The organism is Chryseosolibacter histidinae (assembly GCF_018598225.1).
GTDB classification, from domain to species: domain Bacteria; phylum Bacteroidota; class Bacteroidia; order Cytophagales; family Cyclobacteriaceae; genus Chryseosolibacter; species Chryseosolibacter histidini.
The window spans coordinates 93,730-115,879 of record NZ_JAHESF010000018.1 but is presented as its reverse complement, the minus strand read 5'-3'; the positions used below and the strand labels follow the sequence as shown (position 1 = coordinate 115,879).

At 51.8% G+C, this 22,150-nt stretch carries 14 protein-coding genes; all 14 read left to right on the top strand.

Annotation, left to right across the window (positions count from 1 at the left end):
• Positions 1–5 precede the first annotated feature (5 nt).
• Positions 6–440, top strand: coding sequence for a hypothetical protein (locus KK083_RS18425; RefSeq protein ID WP_254165842.1), 435 nt, complete (start codon positions 6–8; stop codon positions 438–440).
• Positions 441–660: 220 nt separating this feature from the next.
• Positions 661–2,910, top strand: coding sequence for a ligand-binding sensor domain-containing protein (locus KK083_RS18420; RefSeq protein WP_254165840.1), 2,250 nt, complete (start codon positions 661–663; stop codon positions 2,908–2,910).
• Between the two features lie 80 nt (positions 2,911–2,990).
• Positions 2,991–4,082 carry an acyltransferase family protein gene (locus KK083_RS18415; protein ID WP_254165838.1) on the top strand — a complete coding sequence of 364 codons (1,092 nt, stop codon included), beginning with the start codon at positions 2,991–2,993 and terminating at the stop codon, positions 4,080–4,082.
• A 9-nt stretch (positions 4,083–4,091) separates the two neighbouring features.
• A complete protein-coding gene (locus KK083_RS18410; RefSeq protein WP_254165836.1) occupies positions 4,092–6,686 on the top strand; it encodes a family 20 glycosylhydrolase in 2,595 nt (864 codons plus the stop codon).
• A gap of 238 nt (positions 6,687–6,924) precedes the next feature.
• On the top strand, positions 6,925–7,785 hold the full coding sequence (locus tag KK083_RS18405) for an ROK family protein (protein WP_254165834.1): 861 nt from the start codon (positions 6,925–6,927) through the stop codon (positions 7,783–7,785).
• 471 nt (positions 7,786–8,256) lie between these two features.
• Entirely contained in the window at positions 8,257–11,649 is a 3,393-nt protein-coding gene (locus KK083_RS18400; RefSeq protein WP_254165833.1) for a SusC/RagA family TonB-linked outer membrane protein, read from the top strand.
• A gap of 20 nt (positions 11,650–11,669) precedes the next feature.
• Positions 11,670–13,313, top strand: a complete 1,644-nt coding sequence (locus KK083_RS18395) for a SusD/RagB family nutrient-binding outer membrane lipoprotein (RefSeq protein ID WP_254165828.1) — start codon at positions 11,670–11,672, stop codon at positions 13,311–13,313.
• 87 nt (positions 13,314–13,400) lie between these two features.
• On the top strand, positions 13,401–14,795 hold the full coding sequence (locus KK083_RS18390; RefSeq protein WP_254165826.1) for a purple acid phosphatase family protein: 1,395 nt from the start codon (positions 13,401–13,403) through the stop codon (positions 14,793–14,795).
• A 208-nt stretch (positions 14,796–15,003) separates the two neighbouring features.
• Positions 15,004–16,263, top strand: coding sequence for a hypothetical protein (locus KK083_RS18385; protein WP_254165824.1), 1,260 nt, complete (start codon positions 15,004–15,006; stop codon positions 16,261–16,263).
• A gap of 140 nt (positions 16,264–16,403) precedes the next feature.
• Positions 16,404–17,765 carry a PhoPQ-activated pathogenicity-related family protein gene (locus tag KK083_RS18380; protein ID WP_254165822.1) on the top strand — a complete coding sequence of 454 codons (1,362 nt, stop codon included), beginning with the start codon at positions 16,404–16,406 and terminating at the stop codon, positions 17,763–17,765.
• 1 nt (position 17,766) lies between these two features.
• A complete protein-coding gene (locus KK083_RS18375) occupies positions 17,767–18,615 on the top strand; it encodes a glycerophosphodiester phosphodiesterase family protein (protein ID WP_254165820.1) in 849 nt (282 codons plus the stop codon).
• Positions 18,616–18,630: 15 nt separating this feature from the next.
• A complete protein-coding gene (locus tag KK083_RS18370) occupies positions 18,631–19,482 on the top strand; it encodes a glycerophosphodiester phosphodiesterase (RefSeq protein WP_254165818.1) in 852 nt (283 codons plus the stop codon).
• A complete protein-coding gene (locus tag KK083_RS18365; protein WP_254165816.1) occupies positions 19,479–20,831 on the top strand; it encodes a sialidase family protein in 1,353 nt (450 codons plus the stop codon). The genes KK083_RS18370 and KK083_RS18365 overlap by 4 nt, the downstream gene beginning before the upstream one ends.
• A 10-nt stretch (positions 20,832–20,841) precedes the next feature.
• Positions 20,842–22,074 (top strand): hypothetical protein, encoded by a 1,233-nt coding sequence (locus tag KK083_RS18360; protein ID WP_254165814.1) that lies wholly within the window; start codon positions 20,842–20,844, stop codon positions 22,072–22,074.
• Positions 22,075–22,150: the final 76 nt, after the last annotated feature.

Sequence of the window (22,150 nt, the reverse complement as noted above, 5' to 3'; positions counted from 1 at the left end):
GCGCAATGAAAATAATCTATAGACTGGAGAGCCTCTTAGCCATGGCCTGCGTGGTTCTCTTAACCACCTTTAGCGGATGCAACAAAGATGAAGGAGAGTCTGCCAGGGCAAGAACGGAAAGATTGCTGAAGTCAGCTTCGTGGAAGCTCAACAAAGTTACCGTTGATGGCGTCGACCAAACTAACCTTTACACCGGCATGATCCTTACGGCAGGCGTGGGCACCTATACCGCACAAAATGGAGATCCGGTATGGCCATCCACCGGAACATGGAAGCTGATCGACGACAAAACCATCGATCGTGATAACGGCGTCACGGTAACGATCGAGAAGCTCGACGAAAACGTTCTCACGCTCTCACTGGTATGGAATAAAACCACTTACGGAGCAGGACGTCAGCAATCCGTCAGCGGAAACCATGTGTTTGAAATGATGAAATAGTCCACGGTCCACCGTCGACGGTCCACAGCATTTTTCCTCCGAAGGCAGATGCGCGAATGGAGTAAGGGTAACTGAATCGAAGCTGTACGGGTGACATTTCACCATACGGCTGTGGACTGTCGACCGTGGACTCTTCTTTCGCAAACCACGACTTCATAAACGTAAAATACGTCCAACGGAATACTGATTTTCACTACTCTTGTTAAATACATTAGTAGGAATGAAACAGTTTATCCGCAATATTCTCAAGTCTGGTGTTTTTTTAGTTGCACTTCTTTTTATTGTCCTCATCGTCTCCTGTAGCGATCCCGGGAGCAATGGAACACAACCGGTGCATCAGGATAAGCCCTTTGTACAGGATTTCAGCAAGAAGTATGACCTTACTGACAGCGTGAAGCTGCGCAAGGTGTTTTGCGATCGCAATGGTGTGATCCAGATCGCTACATCGAAAGGGTTGTACAGGCCACATGCCGGGGCGCTCCTGTATCCGGGCACGCTGGTGCCCGATGTGTCGTACCGTCCCATCAGTGATAAGAAAATTGCCGGTATCACTTTATATCGCGATCATTTTGTTTATGTGGATGATAAAGCCGTGCTGAGCAACGCCTGGGCTGGAAATCTCTATGCGCGGCACACATTGTCGGGCGCTTCCCAGGTTGCCGGCGGGGAAAATTTCGATTTCCTTATTTCCGATGGCCGCACACTGCAGTACGTGAGCGATTCTACCGTGGTGTGGAAAGGCGATGCGGACGAGCCCGTGATCGATATCCTGTTCGACGGTTCACGGAATATCTTCTGGTTGCTGGGCAATAAGGCGCTTTCGGTGTTCTCATGGAAAGATAAAACCCTGCAGCCCGTATTCGAAGGAAACGACCTTCAGTGTTTTACATTGGCCGCCAATAACCAGGAGATCATCGTTGGTACAGGCGACGGTTATTTCAGGCTTGATGCCGCAACGAAAAAACAGACCGGTGACATTCAAAAGAAACTTCCATGGACCGACATCACTGCAGTAGAGGAGATCGATGGAAAGCTCTGGTTCGGTTCATCGCGGGGCGCTTTTATGCTGAGACGCGATGGCAAGTTCAACTACTATGCTTCGAAGCGCTGGCTTCCTTCCGATCAGGTCATCGATATCGCCAAAGGCCGAAACAACTCCGTACTCATCCTCACGGACAAAGGCCTTGGCGAGATCTGTTTCCAGGAAATGACCCTGCATGAAAAAGCGGAATTCTTTCAGCAGCAGGTGCGTGAAAGGCATATCCGCCACGGATTCAACGGTACGATCAGTGGCATGAAAGACGGGAATGTTGATACGGGCACACTGGAAGATTCCGACAACGACGGCCTGTGGACGTCCATGTACCTCGGGGCGGAAGTGTTCCGGTATGCCGTGACAAAATCTGAAGATGCCCTGCAGAACTGCCGCGAATCGATGGAGGCCATGGAGCGGCTGTACACCATAAACGGTGTGAAAGGTTTCCCTTCACGCTCGTTCGAACGGCGTGGTTACAAGTACGAGGACAAGCCATGGAGAAGGGCCAGTCATCCGGAGTGGGATTGGAAATCAACCACCAGCAGCGACGAAGCGATCGGCCACATTTTTGCGTTCGGTGTGATGGCCGAGCTTATCGAAGATGCAGACCTGAAAAAGCGGGCCATTGTGCTCATCGACTCAATGATGCAGCATATCATCGATCACAATATGTATCTTGTTGACTGGAATGGCGAGCCCACACTATGGGGGAAATGGAATCCGGAATATGTGAATGCCCGTCCGAAGATGGTGGGCGACCGTAAGATCAATGCATCCAACATCGTGGCCATGCTGCAGACCGCCTATCACTTTACGAAGAAGGAAGTGTACAAAGAAAAGGCTTTCGAGCTGATGACGAAGCACGGTTACTATGAGAACCTGATGCGGCCCATGAAAGAAGTGGGCATGGCGCCACCGGATGCGGACGAGTGGAGCCGGATGTTGTCGGAAGCGTGGAACCATTCCGATGACGAAATGTACTTCCTCGGGTACTGGGGCTTATACCGGTACGCCTTGAATGATACATTGAAGACGAAGTTCAGAGAGGCGATCATTGACCATTGGGAGATCGAACGGCCAGAAAAGGAAGGAGCGTGGAATATCGTTACAGCCATGACGGGAGCGAGCGATTTCGACCTGGAAGAAGCCGTCTGGTACCTGCAGGAATATCCGCTCGACCTGATCGGATGGAGCGTTAAGAACAGCGAACGCAAAGACATCGAGCACATCGCACCCAACTTCCGGGGACAGACCATTACGGAAGTGTTGCCACCGGATGAGCTTGCGATCCGCCGGCACAATGCCAACCGCTTTCACCTCGACGGCGGCGACAACGGAACTTCCGAGCACAGCGCAGGCGACATATGGCTCTTGCCCTACTGGATGGGACGATACCTGGGCGTGATCAGCGAACCGAAAGCCCATAGTCGATAGTCCATGGTGCATGGACGTGCAGTGTGAGCGTCAGCCAATCGTACTTCGTACCTCGTAAATCGTACCTTAAAACTCGGTCCATGTCACAACAACGATTAATTTCCCTCGACGCGCTCCGCGGATTTACCATTGCAGCCATGGTGCTGGTGAACTTCCCAGGAAGCTGGCGTTATGTGTATGAGCCGCTGGAGCACGCAGCATGGAATGGCATTACGCCCACGGATTTTATCTATCCGTTCTTTCTGTTTATCGTTGGTGTCTCCATTGTGCTGGCCTTCAGCAAACGCCTTGAGTCAGACACCTCGAAGGCGGGATTGTACAAGAAGATCGTGATCCGTTCGCTCAAGATCTTTGCTGTGGGTGTGTTCCTGAGTCTCATTCCGTATTTCAATTTTGCCGAGCTCCGGGTCACCGGCGTGCTGCAGCGGATCGCCATAGTTTTTATGGCGTGTGCTTTTATTTTTCTCAAAACATCATTTAGGACACAAGCCTGGATTGGTGCCGTGATCCTGGTTGCGTACTGGTTGGCGATGACCCTGATCCCTACACCGGGTTACAACCAGCCCATGCTTGATCCCGGTGTAAACCTCGCCGCGTGGTTCGACAGCCTTTTCTTACCGGGAAAAATGTGGCAGGGTGACTGGGATCCGGAGGGATTTCTCAGCACAGTGCCCGCCATTGCATCGGGTATCGCAGGATTGCTCGCGGGCCAGCTGTTATTGAGTGATCGCCAACCGCATGAGAAGGCCAACCTGCTGATGGTAGCCGGGTTCTTTTCAGTGCTCGCAGGATATGTTTGGAGTCTCACTTTTCCTTTGAACAAGAATATCTGGACCAGCTCTTATGTGCTGGTGACGGCCGGTGCTGCGTCGCTTGCACTGGGTGCGGCCTATTATATTATCGATCTGAAAAAATATACGCGGTGGACGTGGCCGGGCATTGTGTTCGGCGCCAATGCCATTGCCGTGTATGTGCTGGCCGATCTGCTTGCGATCGTTTTTTACACCATTCCTTTCGGTGGTGAGTCGTTGAATATGCATTTCGTGCTGACGCTCATTGCTGCGGGTGTGGCACCGAAGCTGGCCAGTATGTTGTATGCCATCCTGTTCGTGTGCATCAACTTCATTCCCGCGTATATCCTTTACAGGAAGAAGATCTTCATAAAACTTTAAATCCTTTGCATGAATAAAGTTTTCCCGAACCTGTTATTCTGCTGCGCATTGATCACTACACTGTTGGGTTGTAAACCTGCCACCGATTATGCTTCCGCTGGAAAGATCGCCGTACAGTGGGCGCTGATCACCAACTTCACCGATCAGAAAGACGTATTCGAAGCGAAGTTCACCATCACCAACGGCAGTGACATCGATCTCACGGATAACAACTGGGCACTGTTCTTCAACATGGCTCCGCGGCCCATTGTTGCCACAGCAGCACAACAACCGGCCAGGCTCGAGCACATCAATGGCGACTGGTACAAGCTTGTTCCCAATAAATCATTTTCGCTTCGCCCTGGGCAAACCTCGGAGATCCTTTATCGCGGTACGGAAGGGGTGATCAAGGAGACCGATCAGCCACTTGGATTGTATTTCGTTTTTTATAACAGCCGGGGAGAGGAAGAGAAGATCACGGAAGTAACGGATTATAAGCTCACGCCGTTCACCACGCCTGAACAGATCAACCGCAGCCACGAAGACGAAGCGCCGATCCCGACACCCGCGTGGAGTTATAATAACAACCTGAAGTTGCAAAAGCTTAGTGACGATCAGCTCAGTCCCATCACGCCATCGCCTGTGAAGGTCAGAAAAGCATCCGGCGTGTTTCAGGTCAGCAACGCGGTTCAGATCTATTATCAAGGTGCATTGAAGAATGAGGCAGATCACCTCGCGCAAGCGCTGGAGACGCTCACCGGTACTGCATTCAGCATCACAGACAAAACACCGAAAGGCCCTGCGCTCAAACTGCAGCTGGGTGATGTCAGTGTGGGCGGCGTTAAGAAGGAAGCCTATGTGCTGAAAATTTCACCCAAGGAGATCACGGTCACAGGAAGTGATGCAGCCGGAGTCTTTTATGGTATCCAGAGCCTGCGCTCACTGGTGCCCCTTGATCAATACAAGACAAAGTCTCCAACGTTTTCACTGCGCTGTATGACTGTAGAGGATGCACCGCGCTTCGGTTATCGCGGCCTGCACCTCGATGTCAGCAGGAACTTCCAGACCAAAGAAACCATTTTGCGCATGCTGGATCTGCTGGCGTTTTATAAGATCAACCGGTTCCTGTTTTACACCACGGAGGATGAAGGCTGGCGGCTGGAGATCGAAGGACTCCCGGAGCTCACGTCGGTAGGAGCGCAACGTGAACATACTTCTGGCAAAGACGCTCCTGTGCTTCATCCCGCTTATGGATCAGGGCCTTTTGCAAAAACGGAAGGCAGGTATGGCCACGGATATTATTCGCGTGAGGATTTTATCGAGATCCTCCGGTATGCAGCACGGCGTCACATCAAAGTGATCCCCGAGCTCAACTTCCCCGGTCACGCGCGTGCGGCTATTAAGGCGATGGAAGCGCGGTATCAGCGGTTCATGAAAGAAGGAGACGAAGCGAAGGCGGATGAGTACAGGCTCATCGACCCGAACGATACGTCGAAATACCTTTCGGCCCAGGGATACCAGGATAATGTGGTGAGCGTGGCGCGCGAGTCGACATACCGTTTTTATGAAAAGGTGGTTGACGAGATCGCGAAGATGTATGTCGCTGCGGGACTCCCGATGGATGAGATCCACGCTGGCGGTGATGAAGTTCCGGAAGGTGCCTGGACGGGATCGCCCATGGCCGCTGCGTTGCTGAAAGATCATCCCGAGATCAAAGACCCGAAGAACCTACAGGTGTATTTCTTCCGCGAGCTGCTCAAAAGACTCCGGAAGCGGAACCTGCGTGTAGATGGCTGGGAGGAGGTAGCGATCCTGAAAACAGCGGAAGGAACCTACGTGCCCAACCCCGAGTTTGCAGGGCAGGATGTTGTTCCTTACATCTGGAACAACCTGTTCGATTACCAGGACCTCGGATACAAGCTCGCGAATGCCGGCTATCCCATAGTGCTCTGCAACGTTTCGAATTTTTATTTCGACCTCGCCCACAACAAGGACCCGAAGGAGCCGGGACTGTACTGGGCTGGTTTTGTGGATACCCGCGATGCCTGGACCTTTGCGCCCTACGATATGTTCATCACTACGCCTGAGAATTCGATGGGACGCGAGATCGATATGGACAAAGTATACGCCGACAAGGAGCGTTTGAAACCGGAGGCACGCAAGAACATCCTGGGAGTTGAAGCACAGCTGTGGAGCGAGACCATCAAAGGCCGCGAGATGGTGGAATACTATATGCTGCCCAAGCTTATCGGGTTTTCAGAAAGTGCATGGTCGCCCGCGCGTGAATGGGAGACCCTCCCTGACCAGGCAAAACGCGAAGCTTCCATGGACCGCGAATGGAATGTATTTGCCAACACGCTGGGAACGCGGGAGCTTCCGCGGCTGAATTACCTTCACGGTGGATATAACTATCGCATACCACCGCCTGGCGCGATCGTCGCAGACGGTATGCTGAAAGCGAACGTTGAATATCCCGGCCTCACCATCCGTTTCACCCTCGACGGCAGCGAACCGGATGCCCGCTCGGCAGTTTACGAAGGCCCTGTTTCCGTGGCAAGCCCTGTGATGCTGAAATGTTTTGATGCAGCGGGGAGGGGGAGTCGGGTTGTTAAGGTAGACAAGTGAGCTAAAAGAAAATTGACAATTGACAAATAAACAATTGACAAAGGATCTGTGATGTTCAAGGGTATCCTTCGAATCGGAGGAAGGTCGTGACGGTTACTCCAACTGTTGTCAACTGCCCATTGTCAACTGTCAACTATTTTCTTGCGCAAATTGACGTTTATAAGACGCAAAGTTTTCAGTGGCCATTACCGGCGGACGATAGATTTGTTTTGTATATTCATTTAATCACAAACAAGGCATGGTCATAGGTGTTGATCTGGGCGGTACCAATGTAAGGGCGGGGCTGGTGGCTCCCAATGGTGTGCTCTCACATCAGAGAAAACATTTGTTGAATAACCGGGAGTCGCTCGATGCTACCCTGATCCAGCTTATTGATGTCATCAGGCCGCTTGTTACACCAGCCGTGAAAGGCATCGGTATCGGTGTTCCGTCCGTGGTCGATGTCGAGAACGGTATCGTGTTCAACGTTGCCAACATTCCTTCGTGGGAGCGGGTGCCGCTGAAAAGTATCCTGGAAGACGCGTTCAAAATGCAGGTGGTCGTCAACAACGACGTCAATTGTTTTATCCTCGGCGAGCACCGGTATGGACTGGTGAAGGGCATGAAAACCGTTGTGGGCATGGCTTCGGGCACGGGTCTCGGAACCGGTATTATCATCAACAACGAGCTTTTTCTCGGAAACAATTGCGGCGCCGGCGAGGTGGGCCTGATCGGCTATCGTGACCAAAACATTGAATACTACGCCAGCGGAAACTTCTTCAAAGTGTTTTACAACATGACTGCCGAGACAGCACATCAGCAGGCCATCGAAGGCGATGTTGCTGCGCTGGAGAGCTGGAAAGAATTTGGAGGCCACATCGGTCACGCGGTAAAGACCGTGGCTTATGCCTATGACCCGGAGGCGATCGTCATCGGTGGCTCCCTTGCAAAAGCGTATAAGTTCTTTGCCACAGCCATGTTCCGCGCCCTCGAAGATTTTACTTTCCCCGAGTCCATCAAACGGCTTAAAATATTACAATCGGAGAGTGAGAACATCGCGCTCCTCGGCGCCGCCGCCCTGATCAGGGATGAAGATGCGGTTTCTGTCAACGTTCTTTGATCGCTGCACGTCGTCAGACCACTGGCTGCGCGCTGCCTGTGGCGCAGTGGTCCGACGACTCTCCCTTCGACGCAAATACCGAAATCGTTAGCGCAAAAAGCGTCTTTTCCCGACCTCCGAACCAGTAGATTTAATTAAGAAAAACCTGGCTTACCACGACAGCCCTAAGCCCGCTGTCGGCGCACACGGTAAATAGTCATTAGAAAATTAGGCATTAGGAATTCAACGCGTAGGGCACGTCCCAATTTCCGATGCCTGTTTTCGACGCAAAGGTTGCAGCGGTAAACGCAAAAAGCGTCCATGGTGTGTGTGAAGGAGATGTATCTTGAATAGCCAGGTTAACACAATGTTAAGCGCAGGTAAAGATGAAGGTCATTCCTTTGGTGAAAGCATAGCAGCAGGAAGATTTGCAGGAATGGTCCGCATACTACAGAGGTCCTATAATTAAGTCTACATAAAACAACTAACCTCATGGATTTGAATTTCTACAGAACCAAAAACCGATGGAAACATTTTGTGTTTCTATTTCTGGCCCTGACCCTCGCCGGCACCGTGCTGGCCCAGAACGCCACCGTGTCTGGTAAAGTGACCTCGTCTGATGACGGCACAGCGTTGCCGGGTGTTAACGTATTTGTGAAAGGAACACAGAACGGAACCATCACCGATGTCAACGGGAATTTTTCATTATCAGCCGGCGGTGATGCTACACTGGTGTTCAGCTACATCGGTTATAACACACAGGAAGTATCGGTTGCCGGGAGATCGGTTGTTGACATTACGCTGGAGCTTAACACCGCTATGTTGAGTGAAGTGGTGGTGACCGCCCTTGGCATCAAACGTGAAGAACGTTCGCTGGGATATGCCGTGGGCAAAGTGAAAGGTGAGGATCTCACGCACGTGGCGCAGGAGAACGTGCTCAACGGTCTTGCCGGCCGTCTTCCGGGGGTTAGCATCAACTCAACTGGTGGTGCAGGATCATCTGTGAAGATGAACATCCGTGGTACCCGTTCGCTCAACAGCGATAACCAGCCACTTTTTATCGTCGACGGTATACCATTGAACAACTCCCTCAATAACATCAGCCAGGTCGGCTCTGATAACCGTGTCGACTACGGTAACGCCATCTCTGATTTGAACCCTGACAATATCGAGAGCATTTCAGTGTTGAAAGGCCAGAGCGCCGCGGCCCTGTATGGCTCACGCGCCAACAACGGTGTGGTGATCATTACCACCAAAAATGGAAGCACTGCAAGGAAGCCCACCGTGTCAGTGTCATCAAACACCGTGTTCGATATTCCTTATAAGTTCCTGGATATGCACAGCAAGTTTGCCACAGGTATCCTGCCCTTTACACCCGATAAGAATCCTTATCCTGGTGGCGTGCTCGTTATCGATGAAAAATCATCAGGAGGTATGGGGCCTGAGCTGGACAAAGGGTACAATGCCGTGCAGTGGAATAGTCCCAAAGATGCCAATGGAAACCCGATCCCCACACCACTGGTATCGCATCCTGATAATATCAAGAACTTCTTTCAGACTGGCATTACTTCCACGAACAGTGTTTCACTTGCCAGCGCCTCGCAGCTGGGCTCGTATAGGTTGTCGTACACCAATATGACCAATAAGGGTATCATTCCGAACGCGGATCTTTTCAGGAACTCACTGGGTTTGAACACTTCGGTAAAGGCGCATGAGAAAGTTACGGTGAGTGCCAACATTGATTTCACCAGGAGCAATTCCAACAACCGTCCTGCCGGCAACCGTGGTACCAATCCCATGCAGTGGGCTTATGCTGTTTCTCCCCACATCGATATCCGCGAGCTGAAGGATTATTGGGTTAAGGGTATGGAGGGTGTGCAGCAGCGTACGCAGGATGGCGCCGTGAACTACAACAACCCGTATTACATGGCCTACGAAGTGAACAACGGCTTTGTGCGCGACCGCATGTATGGAAACGTTAAAGCTGAATGGCAGATCACACCCGAGTTCAGCTTCATGGCCCGGTATGGACTCGATACATATAAGGAACGGCGCGAGACCAAGATCACCAGCGGATATATCAAGGAGCGTAATGGTGCTTATGGTTTGAATGAGCTGACACGCTACGAGCGAAACACGGACTTCCTGGCTACCTATAAGAAAGCATTGGGACAATTCAGTGTCACTGCTTCCGTCGGTGGCAACGCGAGGTTCACCAAATCCACGGATATCATGAACAAGAGCAAGGATGGCGCCGGCCTGGTGATCCCCAATTTGTTCAGCATTTCCAACATCGCGAGCGACAAGCTTGCCTATTCCAGCTCATGGGGTCAGAAAGCCGTGCACAGTATGTATGGCCTCGTGAATGTAGGCTATAAGGACATGGTCTATCTCGACGTGACCGGACGCAACGATTGGTCTAGCACCTTGCCGGAAAATAACAGGTCCTACTTTTATCCGTCAGTTTCCCTTAGCACTGTTATCAGCGAGATGGTCAATATCTCTGATAACCTGAACCTGTTGAAGCTCAGGGGTAGTATTGCAGGTGTTGGTAATGACACCGATCCCTACAATCTTTACCAGACCGTGCAGAAATCATCGGACTGGGGAACAGTGCCCAGGCTCAATCAGCCTGCAGGACTCAAGAGCCCGGATCTGAAGCCGGAGCTGAGCACTGCGTATGAATATGGTATCGATGTAGCGATGTTCAACAACAGGTTGAAATTCGAAGCGAGCTTCTACAACAATGACACCCGCAACCAGGTTCTGATCAATAAGATACCTTCAAGCTCGGGATTCAGCAGCAAGATCTTCAATGCAGGGTTGGTGCAGTCGAGGGGTGTGGAGTTTGCGTTGGGTGGTACGCCGCTGGAGAAAGGAAAGCTCCGTTGGGATATCTCAGCCAACTACTCGCGGAACAGGTCCGTGATCAAGGAGCTTGCCCCCGGTATGCCTGTCTTCTATTTCTGGGAAGATGCCAAAGGCGGGGCATGGACTTACGTGGGTGATAAGATCGGTGATATCTATGACGCCAAAGTTGTAACCGTTGAAGACAAGAACTCTCCTTACTATGGCTACCCGATCCTGGATGACAACGGATCGTGGCAGTCAGTGTCCGCAAAGAATACCAAGAACAAGATCGGTAACTTCAACCCCGACTTCCTGATGGGTCTGCAGACCTCCGTTACTTATGGAAGGGTCACCCTTGGTTTGTCATTTGACTGGAGGCAGGGCGGCGAATTTGTATCACAGACCTACCGTTACGGAGAATCTGATTTCAAAACGCAACGCTTCCTCAACACGCTCATCAATCCCGGCAACAGAACCGAGCAGGAGCTGCGAGATTATCTTGTCGCCAACGCGGATGACCTGATCAAAGTAACCAACGGATTCAACGTTGTGGGAGGTCCTACAGCCGAATATGGCGGGTTCCCTTTCACCTATGGTGCCAATACGTATCCTTATGGTGTGTTCAATCCTGGTGTGATCGCCGAATACGACGGCGATGGCAACATCATCGGTTATACAGAGAACCTCGGCGGCCCCGGCACCAAGATCATTCCTTATGCAGACAACTATCCGTGGGACTTCACCAAGGCTGCTACGTTTGATGCTTCTTTCATCAAGCTCAGGGAAATATCGCTCAGCTATGCACTGCCGTCATCGATCACAGAAAGACTGGGACTAAGCGCGGCCAATGTTTCGATCTACAGTCGTAACATCATGCTTTGGACAGCCGCAAAGATCGGGATCGACCCTGAAACAGCTTTCCAGCAAGAGTCTACTACACAGGGTGGAGGCGTGCAGATGAAGCAGGGCATCGAACGTTACAATGTAACGCCCTGGGTAATGCCTATCGGTTTCAAGTTAGGAGTAACTTTTTAAGAGGTTGAAAAAATTGAATTATGAAAATCGTGAATAAGAAATTTATAGCTTGTTGTTTGATGACGGCTTCACTGCTGTTTGCCTGTGAAGACCTGACTGAAACAAACGTGGATCCCAACGGCCTGCAGACGCAGCTGGTGCATCCCAACCTCGTGATGCCCACGGTAATCAGTGAAACCGGTATCAGGGTTGTCAACCTCGGTTATCAGGACATCGCGGGCGTGATGCAGCATACGCAGAAGAACGGATGGGCCAGCGCCCACAACGGGTACGACTGGGGCGGAAGCCAGGACTGGAACAGCTACTACGATGTGCTGAGAAATAACCAGCTACTGCACGATCGTGCGATAGAAATGAAAATGGAATTTCACCAGGGAGTGTCACTTGTGATCAGGGCCATGATGTTCGGACTCATCACTGATCTCTGGGGTGATGCGCCGTACAAGAGCGCACTGAAAGGCTCAAAAGGTGGCGCCGAAAACCTTCAACCTGTGTTCGACTCGCAGGAGACCATTTATATGGGTATCCTTGAAGATCTTGAAGCCGCCAATACGTTGTTGTCAAAATCAAAAAGTGAATATAGCGGCATAGACAACAATGTGGACCTGCTCTATGCTGGTGACCCAGCAAAGTGGAGAAAATTGGCCAACTCGCTTGCACTGCGATATTATATGAGAATCTCATCTAAAAAGCCCGTAGAGTCAAAGGCAGGCATCGAGAAGATTGTGGGAGACCCTGCAACGTATCCGATCATTACCAGTGCCAGCGATGACGCCGCCATGGCATATGCTGGTACAAGCCTCGATACATCATGGCCCACTGCAGCGGAGTTCGGCAATGATCCTACCAACTATACCAGACTCGAAGTGGCGGAGCCATTTGTGAATACGTTGCAGGCATTGAAAGACCCCCGTCTTCCCGTCTGGGTTAAGAAAGTCTCTATCCCCTTGGTGGTGGATGCCAGCCTGCCAGCAGGTACTGACAAGATCCAGAACGGAAAACGTTATTTGTCGCCTGATAAAGTAGGAAACGCTGTGGTCGATACCGATCCCGATTATGTTGGCCTTCCCGTTGCAACATCGGCGCTACCTGCAGCTTATAACCTGAATCCCACGCCAAATCAGGGTGAGCTCAATCCCCACGTTTCAGGTCTGACCGATATTTATAAAAAATCAAAAGATCCGCTGTTGAAGGCAAGATTGTGTTCTGCCGCGGAAGTGAACTTTATACTGGCGGAAGCCGCACAGAAGGGCTGGGCTGTTGGCGTTGCTGAAACCTATTACAAGAAAGGTATCGAAGAATCGCTGAAGGCATGGGGTGTCGGCGCATCGTATGCCACGTACATCCTGGAACCAGGTGTGGTCTACAACGGAACATTAGAGCAGTTGATCCAGCAGAAGTGGATCGCGAGCTGGACCGCTGCAGCAGAGGCATGGTTCGATTACAGACGCACCGGCTTACCCGACCTGCAGGCCGGCCCTGTGGCCAAACGCCAGAAGCTTCCCGTAAGATTTTACTATGGTCGCGATGAGCTGCAGCTGAACGAGGCCAATACAAGGGCAGCGATGGACAGGCTGGAAGTGACTTCCTACTCACAAGCCGACGGTCAAAACAGCGCATGGTCCAAACCCTGGGTGCTGCAAGGTACAAACAAGCCGTGGTAATAAGCCTATGTTATGAATATGTGAATAGCGGAGACCGTTCTCCGCTATTTTTTTTAAATACCCTACATTTACTTTTTTGAGACACACATGCACAAGCACCTGAAATTGTTCCTGAGCCTGACAGCACTTGCTACCGCGATCGTACTGTATACCGGTTTTTTCAACGAAGACCGCATCACCGCGCCACACACCCACCACCACGATCACAGCGATCATTATCACAACCACTCGCACAGTGCGAAGATCGTGCTGCCCGAAAAACTTTTGTTCCCATCAAAAGAACCCGATCGCGTTATCCTGAACCTTACCGAGAAACCTGAAACATCGCTTGCCGTGAACTGGCGTACCGACACAACGGTATTGGCCGGCTCAATGGAATGGGCCGTGGCTACCGCGGGACCTGAGTTTTTAAAGACGGCAAACAAAGTGCAGGCACAGCGCGAATCATTAACAGTTCAATACGAAGGAGAGCCACAGGTTGCCGCACATTATTTTTCTGCACGGGTCGATGCCCTTGCCGCGGGTGAGAAATATGTTTATCGCGTAGGCAGTGAAGGCGCCTGGAGCGAGTGGTACCAGGTGGTGATGCCAGATCCTTCAAAAAAGATCTCCTTCATTTATTTCGGCGATGCACAGAATGACGTCAAATCGATGTGGTCGCGTGTGATCAGGGAAGCTTACAAAACCCTGCCCAGCGTCGACTTCATGCTGCACGCCGGCGACCTGATCAACCGCCACAATCACGATGTGGAGTGGGGTGAGTGGTTCTATGCCGGTAACTTTATTCATGCCACCGTGCCGAGTGTGATGACTCCCGGTAACCATGAGTACGGCAAGGGCGTTGTGTTATCACCTCAATGGCGCCCCCAGTTCAACCTGCCACGCAATGGCCCGAAAGGGCTCGAAGAAACCTGTTACGTGGTCGACTATACAAACCTGAAAGTGATCTCACTCGACGCCGAGCAGATAGACGAGTCGCCAGACTTCCGTCAGAAACAAGCACAGTGGCTCGACTCCGTGCTGACCCACAATCCACGCAAGTGGACGGCCATCACATTCCATTATCCCATCTTCTCCACCAGCGCGAACCGTGATAATAAAACCCTGCGCGACAACTTCAAGCCGATCTTCGACAAACACAAGGTAGACATCGTGCTGCAGGGACACGACCACGCATACGGCAGGGGTATGGTGAACAATGTTCCCACCGGCTACAGCGTAAGCGACAAGTCATCCGGTACCATGTACGTGGTCTCTGTAAGCGGCCCAAAGATGTATGACGTCTCCAAAGACGCGTGGATGGACAGAAAAGCACGCAACACCCAGCTGTTCCAGGTCATCAGCATCGAAGACAACACGCTATCATACCAGGCCTTCACCGCCCGTGGCGAATTATACGACGCCTTTGACCTGTTAAAAACGAAGAACAAGCCCAACAAGCTCGTGAACCGTATTCCCAAAGATGTCTCTGAACGGCTATAGTTCAACAATATCGCGCTCCGAACCCTGAAAGGGTTCAAGGTCAATATCGGACGTTTTTAGCATTGCGCATTTTGACCTTTAAAAAACGCTATGTGTGAGAACGACACGAATCCTGTTACGATACCTTTGGTAAGTACTGGCGTACCTCGTTCCCGATAGCTATCGGGATCGTACCTCGTACCTTGTACCCCCGTACCTTGCATCCGCTATGAAAACTGCACTAATATTCGGGCTCCTACTGATCCTGCTGCCATTCGGTGCTGATGCGCAGGTAATGAAAGCCGGTGCTGCCGTGCGTGTGATCACACCCGACCCATTGCTTCCGGTGTCAGGAGGTGTAGGTAAACCGAAGAAGACAACTGAAAAGAAAGGCGACCTTTACGCGCGGGCGATGGTGTTTGAAAAAGGAAACGTGCGCATCGCCATTGTGAGTGTTGACAATCTCGGATGGACCTCCGCTTTGGGCGACCGGTCCAGGGCACTGATCAAAAGTATTCCTGCCGAAAACATCCTGATCGGCGCCACGCACACCCACAGCGCACCAGACGCGTATGGCTTCCCGGACGAGAACGGAAAATCATTGGCTGACCTTCCATACCTGGACTGGTGTGTGAAGCAGATCGCTGCCGCCGTTGATGAAGCTGTGAGCAGGCTGGCGCCCGTTTCTCTGAAGATCGCGGTGGGCGATGCGAAGGGCAAGATCGCTTACAACTATTACGCAGAACAGCTTTACGACCCAAGGTGTGGTGTGATCCAGGCCATCGCTGAAACAGGCAAGAACAAAGGAAAACCAATTGTTACGCTCGTCAACTACGCTATTCATCCGGAGGTCATCGGTTCAGGTCGCGGTATTTTGAGTCCTGATCTGTGCGGTCCGTTGTATGAACGCATCGAGCAGCGAACAGGAGGTGTGGCCATCTTTATGAACGGCGCGCAGGGTGGCATGGTCACAGCCGATGTGAGGCTGGAGGATGGAAAGGAAGCGAACACCTGGGAAGAATGTATCCGCATCGGGAACCTGCTGGCGGATGAAGCACTGCGGATCGTGGAGACCGCGGAGGTCCAAAAAGATCCGGCGCTTTTCTGTGCTGCACGTGAGATCGATTTTCCGGTCGATTCAGAGATGATGCGTTTCATCCTGAAGAACTCGCCCGTGAAGATCACGCAATTCAAAGACAACGTGGTGACGACACGCCTGAACTATCTTGCCATCGGAACCGCGAAAGTGCTTACCATCCCCGGTGAAGCGTTGCCCAACATCGGATTCTATGTGAAACGCAACATGGGCACCAACCACGCTTTTCTTTTCGGATTAACCAACGATGCATTCGGTTATATGCTCACAAAAGTTGACTTTAACAGTTTTAAACGTTACGATTACGTAAGCCGTACCAGCCTGGGTGAAATGACGGGGGAGATTTATATGAGTGAAGTGTTGCAATGGCTTGGGGAGCTGAGTGCACGGTAAGAAGACTGCGCTCTAAGTTGACAATTGACAAAATAGCAATTGACAAAGAGCGGGGTTTAATTTTTAAGAGCGAAGTACTTTATTTATGAACAATATTTTGTCAATTGTTTTATTGTCAACTGTCAACTATTAACAACACCATGCGCAGCATCATTATCTTCTCAACCCTTCTTTGCATCCAGTTCCTCTTACCATCACAAGCGGATGCTCAGGCATCGCTCACACCCTCCACCGCGTTGCAGGGATACCTGAACAACGGTGACAAGTCATACCGGTGGGAGTTGAAGGAGACTTATACCATCGGTGACGTAACCGCCTACAGCCTGTTGCTCACTTCGCAGCAATGGCATGAGTACGTGTGGACCCACCAGCTCACCATCCTGGTGCCAAAGCAAAATCAATATGACGGCGCGCTGCTGTTCATCACCGGTGGCAGCAATAAAAAAGGATTGCCTAACTGGAACGGGCAGAACGACAAGTTCAACCAGAGTCTCAGCCTGCTGGCCTCGAAGAACAAAGGTATTGTTGCCGTGCTCCGTCAGACCCCGAACCAGCCCCTGCATGGCGACCTCACGGAAGATGCGCTGATCTCTTTTACCCTTCATAAGTTCAAGGAAGATGGAGACTACTCGTGGCCGCTGCTTTTCCCTATGGTGAAGAGCGCTGTACGTGCCATGGATGCTGTACAGGAATTTTCAAGACAGACCCTGAAGCACGAGGTGAAACGTTTTGTGGTGTCGGGCGCCTCCAAACGGGGATGGACGACCTGGCTTACCGGTGCTAATGACAATCGTGTTGCTGCCATTGCACCCATGGTGATCGATGTGCTCAACATGCCCGTGAACCTCGACTACCAGGTGAAGATGTGGAAAACGTACAGTGTGCAGATCGAAGACTACGTGAAGCTCGGCATCCCACAGACCGTGCACTCTGAAAAAGGAGATGCCATCACAGCGATGGTCGACCCGTATTCATACCGTAAAAAGCTGACCATGCCCAAGCTCATTATCATGGGCACCAATGACGAATACTGGACCGTTGACGCTATCAAACATTACATCGACAGCATTCCCGGTCAGAACTTTATCCACTATGTTCCCAACGTAGGCCATGACCTGGGCGATAAGAAACAAGCCCTCGCCGCCCTGAGCGCTTTCTTCGGGGAGACACTGTCAGGCACACCGTATGCGCAGTGCCAGCCAGACCTGTCTTACTCCAAAAAAGGTATCACCCTGAAAGTGAAAGCCACGCCCGATGTGCTGGTGGATGCCATCTTCTGGTCGACAAACTCGGAAGACACAGACTTCCGCAATGACCAGTGGACCGGTAAAAGTCTCGAGTTAAAAAAGAAATCTCCGCTGATCACCACTACGCAGCCATTCCCTGCTACGGGTTACCGGGCGTTTTACCTCGATCTGAAATACAAAGATCCCAACGGCGGTGAGTATACGCAGAGCACCCGCATGTATGTGTCTGACACCGACGAGGTATTTGTGAAGTAACATGGCGAGGTGTTCGTTTACCCTGCTGCTCTTCCTGGCGTGCGCTTTCACCGCACTGGGCCAGCAGACGGCAGATGACATCAGGAGGAAGTTTTTACAGGTTCCGCCCAGTACAGTGTTGGTAGCAGCACACCGGGCAGCGCACAAGAAGTATCCCGAAAATTCGTTGAAGGCGATCACGGAGGCCATCAGGCTCGGCGTTGATATCATCGAGATCGATGTGAAGGTGTCGAAAGATGGCGTGCCCTTTCTCATGCACGATCGCACGATGGACCGTACCACCAACGGCAAAGGCGATCCCGAAGCGCTCACCTGGGCGGAGCTTCAGCAATATTTTATTGTCGATAAGGGGAAAAGAACCTCACTGCGCATTCCTTCGCTGGAGGATGCGCTGAAGCTGGCGGAGGGAAAGGTCATGGTAGACCTTGATATTAAGACCGATCGTGTTGACGACGTCATCCGTATGGTGAAAAAAACAGGCACTGAGAATATCGTGTTTTTTTTCGATAGTGATTTCCAGGTGCTCTCGCGCATCCGTGCTGCGGGCAAAGACCTCATGATCATGCCCCGCGCGCATTCCTACACGCAGGCCGATTCAGCCCTGCTGCTGTTCGATGCTTCCGTGGTTCATATCGATTTTTCTTTTTATACACCGGAATGCACGCAGCTGATCCATAACAACGATGCACGTGTGTGGATCAACGCGCTCGGCGACATCGATGCCGACCTCATCCGCGGAAAGCAAAAACGAGCGCTGAAGAAATTACTGAAAGACGGTGCCGACATCGTACAAACCGACGAGCCCGAGCTGCTGTTGAAGATCTTGTCTGAAAACGGCTACAGGCCCTGACCCATGGTTGCCGGAATGAAGCTCACGAATTACAACGCCACCACTTTTCTGCTGGTGTTATGCACGTTCTTACCTGCTATAGATTTTGCCCAGGATGCAGCCGAAAAAATAGTTTACCGGTTTCCTGAAATTTCGGCGCACCGGGGCGCTTCCCGCTCTGCGCCCGAGAACACGCTTGCGTCATTCTCAAAGGCGATCGGGTTGGGTGCGGGCTTCCTGGAAGTTGACGTACGCACAACCCGCGACGAAGCCCAGGTTTGCCTTCACGATGGATCGCTGAAGCGCACAACCGGTGTAGAGAAAAAGATCACAGAAGTCAGTGTGAAGGACCTTCGCGCTCTTTCAGCAGGCAGCTGGTTCGGCAAGGAATTCGCCGGTGAAAAGATCCCGCTGCTGGAAGACCTTTGTAAGCTGGTCAGTGCTGCGAACAAAGATCGCTCCCGTCACATTAAACTGTATGTTGATTGTAAAGACATCGATGCGTCAAAAGTGGTGCGGATTTTAAGAGACCACGGCGTGCTCGATTCAGCTGTCTTTTATGGTAACCTGACTACGCTGGCGCGGATCAGAGAGCATGCGTCAACGGCCCGCCTGATGCCCGCTTATCCTGGAGTTGCAGACGCGCGATCAGTCATTCGGCAGCTCAAGCCTTATGCCTTTGATGTTTCACCCTCGGAGCTGGACGATGCCGTGGTCAGGTTTTGTCATGACAACAGGATCAAAGTATTCACCGACCTGTTGGATGAATACGATACACCACAGCAATACGCCAGGGCCATCAGGCTGGGTGTAGATGTTATCCAGACCGACGACATCATAGCCGTACAGGAGGAGATCAACAAACAGAAAGGATCACAGATAAAATGAAGCATACGTATTGGATCTTATTCATCGCACTCATTGTCGTCGCCTGCGGACAAAAAAAAGAAACGGCTCCAGATCTTCCTTTCCAGTCGGAGATCATTTTTCCTTTACAGGATGAGCACGTTCACGGCTCAACCGTAGTGGAGCTTCCTAACGGCGATCTGCTGGCGGCCTGGTTCCAGGGCTCGGGTGAGCGATGGGCAGACGATGTACGCATCATGGGCTCCCGCCTGTCAAAGGGAGATACCACCTGGTCAGAAACTTTTGTGATGGCTGACGTGCCGGGCTTCCCCGATATCAATCCGATTCTTTTTATGGATCGGCAAAAGCTCTGGCTCATGTGGTATCCGGTGCTGGCCAACCAGTGGGAGACTTCAATTCCGATGTATCGCACCAGCGAACGTTATACATCGGCAGGTGCTCCGGTTTGGTCGTGGCAGGATGTGCTGTTCGTGAAAGTAGGTGACAAAACAGAACGCGGCATTCAACCCGGCGACAGCTTTGTGAAACAGGTCGCCGATCAGCTCAACGCCTACGAATCGTATTTCAAAACATCGTTGTTGCCACAGCTCCCCGACAGCCTTAAAAAGCCTTTGCTTGCCGAATGGGAGAAATATAAGATGAAAATGGACAGCCTCTCGAAAGGAGAGAACATGATCCGTGGCGGCCGTATCAAGGAAGGCGACAAAGAGCGCAACACGGACCTCGGTTATCCACTCACGCGGCGCATAGGGTGGCAGACGAAGAACAAGGCTGTGTTCGTGGGGCGGCGTATGATCGTGCCGTTGTACTCAGATGGTTTTGATTGTTCCCTGTTTGCGTTGTCTGACGATGGAGGGGCTACCTGGCAATACAGCAACCCTGTGTTGGGCGGTGCCGGTATCCAGCCGACGATTGTGATGAAAAAAGACTGTACACTGGTCGCTTACCTGCGCGACAATGGTCCACCGCCGCAGCGCATGCAACGAACCGAGTCCAGTGACCGAGGATTAACGTGGTCGATCGCAAAAGACGACGTGCTGCCCAACCCCGGCGCCGGCTTCGATGCCGTAACCCTGGAAGATGGCACATGGCTGATGGCGTTCAACAACACAGAGAAAGGCAGGCATGACCTGACCGTGGCGCTTTCTGACGATGAAGGCGCAACCTGGAAATGGAAGAAGAGCATCGAGCATGACGTGAGGGAAACGCAGGCAACTTCCAGTCACTATCCCTCGGTGATCCTGGGCGCCGATGGACGGATCCACGTCATCTACAGTTATCACCGTAACGATGTGAAGCCCGGTAAAACGATCAAGCACGTTTCCTTCTCGCGAGAGTGGTTAAGACAGGGCGAGGAACAGAATAAATAAAACAATGGTCATGAACAAGCGGTTATTCCTATCTGCTTTGCCGGTAGCCCTCTCCCTGGGTACCGCGTGGGCTGTACGTGGCAAGTTCGGTCACGAGCAGGGTGCTGCGTGGGCCGGAGCTATCGGTGCGCTCGCAGTGTTGCTGGTAGCCAGAAGGAGCGACTGGTATAACAAAGCTTTCACCATCGCGCTCGCAGCAGCTTTCGGCTGGGGCATCGGTGGAATGATCAGCTACGGTGTGGTGGTAGGTTACGGACGGGGAGGCGAGTTTGGTAACGTCTACTACGGACTGGCTATGCTGTTCGTCATCGGCGCGCTGTATGGTTTTCTGGGCGGTGGCCTTTTTGGTCTCGCGTTAGCGGATACACCCGGCAACCGTATCAAATGGCACTCGCTGATCGTAGAGATGACCGTGTTCGGATTGTTGACCTACGCCTTCCTCATCAACCAGCTCGAATGGTTCATGACGCCACCACGTTCGGAGATGTGGGCTGCATGCCTCGGCGCTGCGATAGCTGTGGCGTGGTTTTGTGTTCGCAATAAACAACGCCCACCTTTGACTGTAGCGGCCTGGTCAGCGATCGGTGCCGGCTTTGGATTTGCATTCGGTAACTTCCTTCAGGTGCTGGGCTCAGCGCTCCATATTCCGTTCAACTTCTGGAATGTGATGGAATACGCCATCGGGTTTTTCGGCGGACTGGGAATGGCATACGGCACGTTGATCTCAGCATGGCCCGCTTCAGAAGAAAGACGGCCGGGAAACGCAAACCTGCTTCCGATCCTGATCGTGGCGTTGCTCATTCCCTTCATTGTATGGGACCAGTCGTTCGTCACAGACCGGATCAGGAATGTAGTCAGCGGCGGTGTCAGCGATGGAGCTGTTCTTACTATCAAGCTGATGGCCATTGCTTCCATTTTGGTGGTAGCAGCCGTGATCTTTGACCGGTATTATCTGAAAGCGAAGCGTGACCATGCCAGCTACGACCATACCTCGATCAAAAAAATGTTTTTGCTATCGCTGGTGCTTTACACTTTCCTGAGCTTCCTGGTCACGGGACTTTACACGCATCCGCTGGAACAGTACCTGTATCTTGTCAACATCGCCATCGTGTTGTACATGCTACCGCGATTGAAAGAGAACACTGTGACGCAAAAGGACGACGCGCGCAGGTGGTTTGCAGCCACCGCGCTGGTGATGCTCGTCCTTGTGTTGTTAGCGGTGGTGGCGATTTCTTCGAAGTAAACGTCGCCATCAACTTCAATCCTAACCCCATCCCGACCCTTTGAGGGTTTACACGATAGGTATAAATGATATCTTG

Coding starts and splice junctions, on each gene's coding strand:
- KK083_RS18370 (WP_254165818.1), top strand. CDS start 18,631: ATGAAGCTCACGAATTACAACGCCACCACTTTTCTGCTGGTGTTATGC.
- KK083_RS18400 (WP_254165833.1), top strand. CDS start 8,257: ATGGATTTGAATTTCTACAGAACCAAAAACCGATGGAAACATTTTGTG.
- KK083_RS18420 (WP_254165840.1), top strand. CDS start 661: ATGAAACAGTTTATCCGCAATATTCTCAAGTCTGGTGTTTTTTTAGTT.
- KK083_RS18395 (WP_254165828.1), top strand. CDS start 11,670: ATGAAAATCGTGAATAAGAAATTTATAGCTTGTTGTTTGATGACGGCT.
- KK083_RS18390 (WP_254165826.1), top strand. CDS start 13,401: ATGCACAAGCACCTGAAATTGTTCCTGAGCCTGACAGCACTTGCTACC.
- KK083_RS18415 (WP_254165838.1), top strand. CDS start 2,991: ATGTCACAACAACGATTAATTTCCCTCGACGCGCTCCGCGGATTTACC.
- KK083_RS18425 (WP_254165842.1), top strand. CDS start 6: ATGAAAATAATCTATAGACTGGAGAGCCTCTTAGCCATGGCCTGCGTG.
- KK083_RS18375 (WP_254165820.1), top strand. CDS start 17,767: ATGGCGAGGTGTTCGTTTACCCTGCTGCTCTTCCTGGCGTGCGCTTTC.
- KK083_RS18380 (WP_254165822.1), top strand. CDS start 16,404: ATGCGCAGCATCATTATCTTCTCAACCCTTCTTTGCATCCAGTTCCTC.
- KK083_RS18405 (WP_254165834.1), top strand. CDS start 6,925: ATGGTCATAGGTGTTGATCTGGGCGGTACCAATGTAAGGGCGGGGCTG.
- KK083_RS18365 (WP_254165816.1), top strand. CDS start 19,479: ATGAAGCATACGTATTGGATCTTATTCATCGCACTCATTGTCGTCGCC.
- KK083_RS18410 (WP_254165836.1), top strand. CDS start 4,092: ATGAATAAAGTTTTCCCGAACCTGTTATTCTGCTGCGCATTGATCACT.
- KK083_RS18360 (WP_254165814.1), top strand. CDS start 20,842: ATGAACAAGCGGTTATTCCTATCTGCTTTGCCGGTAGCCCTCTCCCTG.
- KK083_RS18385 (WP_254165824.1), top strand. CDS start 15,004: ATGAAAACTGCACTAATATTCGGGCTCCTACTGATCCTGCTGCCATTC.